Annotated in this window: 6 protein-coding genes and 1 rRNA gene; 2 read left to right on the top strand and 5 right to left on the bottom strand. The window is 40.9% G+C overall.

Annotation, left to right across the window (positions count from 1 at the left end; genetic code table 11):
- Both ACE1TH_RS20250 and ACE1TH_RS20245 read right to left on the bottom strand, forming a co-directional pair.
- Positions 1 to 119: ribosomal RNA gene (locus tag ACE1TH_RS20250) — 16S ribosomal RNA — on the bottom strand; the annotation flags it as partial.
- Positions 120 to 440: 321 nt separating this feature from the next.
- Positions 441 to 680, bottom strand: a complete 240-nt coding sequence (locus ACE1TH_RS20245) for a hypothetical protein (protein ID WP_099305894.1) — start codon at positions 678 to 680, stop codon at positions 441 to 443.
- Positions 681 to 805: 125 nt separating this feature from the next.
- On the opposite strand from ACE1TH_RS20245, the gene pdaB reads away from it, so the two are divergent.
- The gene (gene pdaB, locus ACE1TH_RS20240; protein WP_255224359.1) at positions 806 to 1,567 is read left to right on the top strand and encodes a polysaccharide deacetylase family sporulation protein PdaB; all 762 of its coding nucleotides are present in this window, start codon (positions 806 to 808) and stop codon (positions 1,565 to 1,567) included.
- 22 nt (positions 1,568 to 1,589) lie between these two features.
- On the opposite strand, the gene ACE1TH_RS20235 is transcribed toward pdaB, so the two are convergent.
- Positions 1,590 to 2,174, bottom strand: a complete 585-nt coding sequence (locus ACE1TH_RS20235; RefSeq protein ID WP_099305896.1) for a KinB-signaling pathway activation protein — start codon at positions 2,172 to 2,174, stop codon at positions 1,590 to 1,592.
- Between the two features lie 133 nt (positions 2,175 to 2,307).
- On the opposite strand from ACE1TH_RS20235, the gene gerD reads away from it, so the two are divergent.
- Entirely contained in the window at positions 2,308 to 2,895 is a 588-nt protein-coding gene (gene gerD, locus ACE1TH_RS20230; protein WP_099305897.1) for a spore germination lipoprotein GerD, read from the top strand.
- Positions 2,896 to 2,930: 35 nt separating this feature from the next.
- Here gerD and ACE1TH_RS20225 read toward each other — a convergent pair whose 3' ends face one another.
- Positions 2,931 to 3,986 carry an Mrp/NBP35 family ATP-binding protein gene (locus tag ACE1TH_RS20225; RefSeq protein WP_099305898.1) on the bottom strand — a complete coding sequence of 352 codons (1,056 nt, stop codon included), beginning with the start codon at positions 3,984 to 3,986 and terminating at the stop codon, positions 2,931 to 2,933.
- Between the two features lie 100 nt (positions 3,987 to 4,086).
- Positions 4,087 to 6,135, bottom strand: coding sequence for a glucose-specific PTS transporter subunit IIBC (ptsG, locus tag ACE1TH_RS20220; protein ID WP_375079825.1), 2,049 nt, complete (start codon positions 6,133 to 6,135; stop codon positions 4,087 to 4,089).
- Between the last annotated feature and the right edge of the window lie 11 nt (positions 6,136 to 6,146).

Here is a 6,146-nt window from a genome sequence, read left to right as displayed (position 1 = left end):
GTGTTACTCACCCGTCCGCCGCTAACTTCCGGGAGCAAGCTCCCTTCTGTCCGCTCGACTTGCATGTATTAGGCACGCCGCCAGCGTTCGTCCTGAGCCAGGATCAAACTCTCCGTTAAAAGTGTTTTCTTACACACGGATGTGTTGACTTCGACGTTGCAACACGGATGTTGCGGTCTTAGTCGAAGATCCTAAGCTGTTGCACATTTTTTAAAAGCTGTGTCTAACTTCATTGACGAGATACCTTGTATCTCTTTTACGCTTGGCTTTTGTTCAGTTTTCAAAGAACTCGTTTGCGCCTCGATCTCTCTTGGCGACTCCTAATACTTTACATGACCGCGATTAAAATGTCAAATCTTTTTTAAAAAAAGTTTTTTAGAAGAAATTGGCTTTCCTCAACGCGGTTTTATTAATATATCATCATTAATCTACAAAATCAACTATATTTTGTTTATTTTTTTCATTACTTGATTCAGCTGAAATGCATACTCTTTGTGATCGGATGGTAAAGATACACGTTTATAAAGGTTAAAGACGATTTCGTATTTTTCTATCATGAGATTTTTTACAACCTGATCGATTCGCTCATCTGTTAAATCAAGCAGTAGTTCTTCTAATTCTCTCTTTAATATGTATTCAAGCTCTTTCGTCTCTTTATCTGAAATGAGTATCCCTCGCATGTTGTTCCTCCTAATATCCTCGTGCCTAATAAAACAGTCTTTTCAAACTGCATAGGTTTTATTCATATTTTTTTCGGACAATCATATCTTTTCTATAAGAGGACGAGTTTAAAGGAGCGAATGCCGTGAAAGGGATATGGGTCATTAATTTATCAAAGTGGAAACCAGTTTTATTTATTTGCGTTGCAGCTTTATTTGTTGCAAGTTGGCTCGTTATACAGCGGGATTATGTGCCAGTCTTTTCTACACCAGATGGCCCACAGGCTTTTTATAAAGCGGAGGATAGCGAACAAAAGGTTGCCCTGACCTTTAATATTAGTTGGGGCGAGCACAATGTGTCTCCTATCCTTGAGGTGTTGCAGCAGAATGATGTCGAACATGCCACATTTTTTCTTTTAGCTTCATGGGCTGAAACATACCCGGACCTTGTAGAAGAAATTGCTGATGCTGGTTACACCATTGGAAGTCACGGATACCAATACAAGAATTATACGTCTCTTGATGAAGCACAAGTTGTTCAAGATATGCGCCGGAGCAAGCAAGTTTTAGAGGAGTTAACAGGTGAAACACCTACTTTACTAAGACCTCCAAATGGGGCATTTTCGCCAAAAACCCTTGAACTGGCGGACCAGCAAAGTATGGATATTATTCATTGGAGTATTAATTCTTATGATTATGAGAACCCAGGAACCGAAACCATTGTTAAAAATAGTTTAGAGCAAACTGGGGCTGGAGACGTCTTACTTTTTCATGCATCTGATTCTGTTAAGCAAACCGCTGCGGCTTTACCAAAAATTTTAAAAGGCTTGAAGCAAGACGGCTACGATTTTGCGACAATTGAGGAATTGATGTCGCATACTGATGCAGAAAATGAAGAAGTTAAATAAGAAAAACCTGATCGTTATACGGTCAGGTTTTGTTATGAAGTCGATGTAATAAAAGAAGTTGATATGTATTTCCTACTAATAAAGGTGTTAAATACAAAACGAGCCAATTTGAGTCATTTGCAACAAGTGCAGGTACCCATTCAACGGTTGTAATAACAAACATAAAGAATAAGGCAGGAACAAATGCGCCTTTGTTTGTTTGTTTTGCTTTAATGGTTGCGATAATTAGCGCATAAATGAACAATACTGTTGGAATGATTAAATAACCCCAAAACGAATCATTTTCTCCAAACGCAATATATCGAAAATAAACAAGGTCAAAAAAGACAAATACAATTAGCACCCACTGGATGCGGTTCCATAATTTATGTGACCGTGACAATCCGAGACCAAATCGATGAATAAACAAATAAGCGAAAAATCCCATTTGAGATACAAGTGTAAATGCGGCACTAATACCGAGCATCCACACTATGCCAATCAGAAAGTTCTCCATTCCATCGCCTACATATTGATCGAGGTTCATCAAAACACCGACAAGCCCACCACTTAGACTTCCTAAAAGCAATGTGGACCAAAATATAAAAACAACTTTTCTGCTGTTCACAAGCAAATCCCCCAGTTTTAGAATCCATTTTTAATTGTAGCAACCTTAGTTCAGAAACACCAGCTTGTTTATGCATATTTTATCAACGAAAACAAACACTAAGGACACATCTAAGACAGAAAGGATTCTAAGGATGCCGATAAAAAAACATTCCTATCTCGCTATCATTGTATGTTCTTTATTGTTCGTTGTTTTAACTGGCTGCGCACAAACAGAAGCTCAACAAAATACCGACTATGAAGGTACAAAGAAAATGGTCATTGACTTGCTTAAAACCGATGAAGGTAAAAAAGCGTTGCATGATTTAATTGCAGAAGAAGACATGCGCGAAGAAATTGTTATGGATAGCGCGTTTGTGAAACAAACCATTCAAGATACGTTGACTTCCGACGAAGGCAAGGCGTACTGGCAAGAGGTCATGAAAGACCCTGAATTTGCAAAGTCTTTTGCAGAAAGTATGCAAGGGGAAAATGAGAAGATCTTAAAATCGCTCATGAAGGATCCTTCCTACCAGCAAATGATGATGGATATTTTAAAAGACCCTCAAATGGGTGAGCAAGCAATGGAACTTATGAAATCAAAAGAGTACCGCGAACAAGTAATGGGGATTATGAGTGAAGCGTTAGAAAGTCCTTATTTTGCAGCTAAGATGTCAGGATTGATGAGTAAAGCGATTGAAGACCAAAGTAACAGTGAAGACAACGAAGGGGAAGATGAATAAAGGACTGAACCCAGGTTTGGGTCAGTCCTTTTTTCTTATCTTTCTACTTTGAACGCAATCGCTTCGGCTAATTCTTTATAGATCTCCCCGATTGGGTGCTCTTCTCCATAAATAGAAGGCGCAAAGTCTTCTTCCCTCACAACAGGTTGTCCAAGTGGAATCTGCGCGAGAAGATCCGTTTTTAACTCTTCTGCTAAACGTGGACCCCCGCCTTGTCCAAACACATATTCTTTCTCGCCTGTTTTCTTGCTTTCAAAGTAAGCCATGTTTTCGACTACACCGAGCATTTCATGGTTTGTTTTAATCGCCATCGCACCTGCACGCGCGGCAACAAATGCAGCTGTTGCATGCGGTGTTGTGACGAGTAATTCTTTAGAATCTGGTAACATGGAGTGTAAATCAAGGGCTACATCTCCTGTACCTGGAGGTAAGTCTAAAATGAGGTAGTCTAATTCGCCCCACTCACACTCAGAGAAAAACTGATTAATCATTTTCCCTAGCATTGGCCCTCTCCATATGACGGGTGCATTGTCTTCTACAAAGAAGCCCATTGAAATGACTTTTACACCAAATCGTTCTACTGGGTGAATACGCTTGTCGATTACTTTAGGACGCTCTTCAATTCCCATCATGTCCGGTACGCTGAAGCCGTAAATATCCGCATCAATAATGCCGACTTTCTTCCCTAGCCTCGCTAGAGAGACAGCTGTATTTACTGTAACCGTTGATTTCCCAACGCCGCCTTTTCCACTTGCAACGGTGATGAACGTTGTCTTACTGTCTGGCGCTAATAACGCTGGCCCTTTAAACGGCTCTTCTTTTGAACCGCCTAATGAGTCAATTTCTTCATCTGTTAATGTATCAAAGCGAAGCCCGACTGAGCTTGCACCTTCACTTTTTAACACGTTCACAATTTCTTGCTGTACTTGCATTTGTTCCGATGTGCCCGTTCGCGCAAGGGCAATTTTTAAGCTTAGGTTGCCGTTTTTATTTTTAATTTCACGGACGCCACCTGTATCGACAATACTTTTATCTAAATCGCGGTCTTTAACCCGTTTTAGCGCTTCCAATATTTCTTGATCTGTCATGATTTATGCACCATCCTTTGAAACAAACACGTGATTCTCTTTAGTATAGCATACATAAATTAAAGAAAGAACTAGAGCGCATCGCACTCTAGTCCTTCGTTGATCAATTCATTTCAATAATGTTCTCGTCGCCAGCTTTTACGCTCTTACTAGCTGTTTTGACCGACTCGCCATCAGCTAAGTTTGTAAATACAACTGGTGTAATCGCTGATGTTGCTTGTTGTTGAATATACTCAAGATCAAACTCAACAAGCTTATCTCCAACTTGAACATGCTGCCCTTCTTCCACATAAACGGTAAAGCCTTCTCCGCCTAATTTAACTGTATCAATGCCAATGTGGATGAGAATTTCTCTCCCTGATGCAGACGTTAGTCCAATTGCATGCTTCGTTGGGAAGACAGTTGTAATTTTTCCTTCTACTGGTGAAACAACGGTTCCATCCGTTGGGTCAATTGCAAACCCATCGCCCATCATTTTCTCAGCAAACACTTGGTCCGGCACGTCAGAAATCGGATGCAGTGTTCCAGTCATTGGAGACACGAGCTGCGTATCCGTTTCTTGCTGAAGTACATCTGGTTGAATGTTTTCGATTTCCTTTTTCACTTCATCTTCTTGTTTTGTCTCAACAGGACGAGGCGTTTTCCCTGCAATGATGTCTTGCATTTGCCCTTTTATCGTCTCAGAACGCGGACCATAAATTGCTTGAATGTTGTTCCCCACCTCAAGCACGCCTGCAGCGCCTAAATGTTTCAGTTCTTTCTTATCGACAGCTTTAATGTCATTAACAGACACGCGTAGTCGCGTAATACAAGCGTCTAAATGGGCAATATTTTCTTTTCCACCCATCGCCGTTAAGATATTATTTGCTAAGGCACCTTTATCTTTGCCTTTTTCATGATCTCCATCGTCCTCTTCTACTTCGCGACCAGGTGTTTTTAAATTAAATTTCACAATCGCAAAGCGGAAAATCGTGTAATAAATAACGGCAAAGAATAGACCTAGAATAATCGTGATCCACCAACCGTCTTGATTAGGTAAGATCCCGAATAAGAAGAAATCAATCGCTCCACCGGAGAACGTATACCCGACGTTGACACTAAAGTATGTCATTAACACAAATGAAATCCCGTCAAGAAACGCATGAATGACAAATAGCACTGGCGCTACAAATAAAAACATAAATTCAAGCGGCTCCGTAATTCCCGTTAAAAATGATGTCAATGCAGCTGAAATCATTAGCCCAGCAACGACTTTTTTCTTTTCAGGTTTTGCCACATGGTACATGGCGAGTGCCGCTGCAGGTAGACCAAACATCATAATTGGAAATTCCCCAGCCATGAAGTTCCCTGCTGTAATTTCTACGCCATCACGAAGCTGCGCAAAGAAAATGAGCTGATCGCCTCGAACAATTTCTCCTGCTGCATTCGTATATTGACCGAATTCAAACCAGAATGGCGCATGGAAAATATGATGAAGGCCAAATGGAATAAGTAATCGTTTAATAAATCCAAAGAAAAACACGGCAAAATATTGACCTGTATCTAATAAAAAGATCGATACTTCGTTCAGACCTGTTTGAATAGGCGGCCAAATTATTAAGAGGAGTAACGCAACGACAAACGTAAGCGCTCCTGTCACAATTGGTACAAATCGTTTTCCTGCAAAGAAACCAAGGAATGCAGGCATTTCGATATTATGAAAACGGTTGTAACAAAAGGCAGCAAGAATTCCGACTAAAATACCACCAAAGACACCGGTTTGCAGTGTCGGTATACCGAGTACATGAGCGAGACCAGGATCTCCCTCTACCATTTCTGATGTAACGCCGAGCCACTCGCCCATTACCGTATTCATAACAAGGTAACCAACGAGTGCTGCAAGAGCCGCTGCACCATCTCTTGCTAAGCCAATTGCGACACCTACAGCAAAGATTAAGGCGAGGTTATCAAAGATGATCCCACCTGCCGCTTCCATTACCCCTGCAGTATGCTGAATCCAGCCTGCATCCAAGAAAGGCAAGTAAGATATGGTATCTTCCATTTGTAACGCTACACCGATACCGAGTAGTAAACCAGCTACTGGCAACATGGCTACTGGTAGCATTAAGGCTTTACCGATTTTTTGCAGGTTGCCAAAAAGTTTTTTAAACATGTCTCCCCAAC

The sequence above is a fragment of the Shouchella sp. JSM 1781072 genome (assembly GCF_041949915.1).
GTDB lineage: Bacteria > Bacillota > Bacilli > Bacillales > Bacillaceae_D > Shouchella.
This window is presented reverse-complemented; position numbering and strand designations above follow the sequence as displayed.

What these genes read in the sequence shown, in the direction of transcription:
- ACE1TH_RS20245 (WP_099305894.1), bottom strand. Translation starts at nt 680, where the DNA reads ATGCGAGGGATACTCATTTCAGATAAAGAGACGAAAGAGCTTGAATAC.
- gerD (WP_099305897.1), top strand. Translation starts at nt 2,308, where the DNA reads ATGCCGATAAAAAAACATTCCTATCTCGCTATCATTGTATGTTCTTTA.
- ptsG (WP_375079825.1), bottom strand. Translation starts at nt 6,135, where the DNA reads ATGTTTAAAAAACTTTTTGGCAACCTGCAAAAAATCGGTAAAGCCTTA.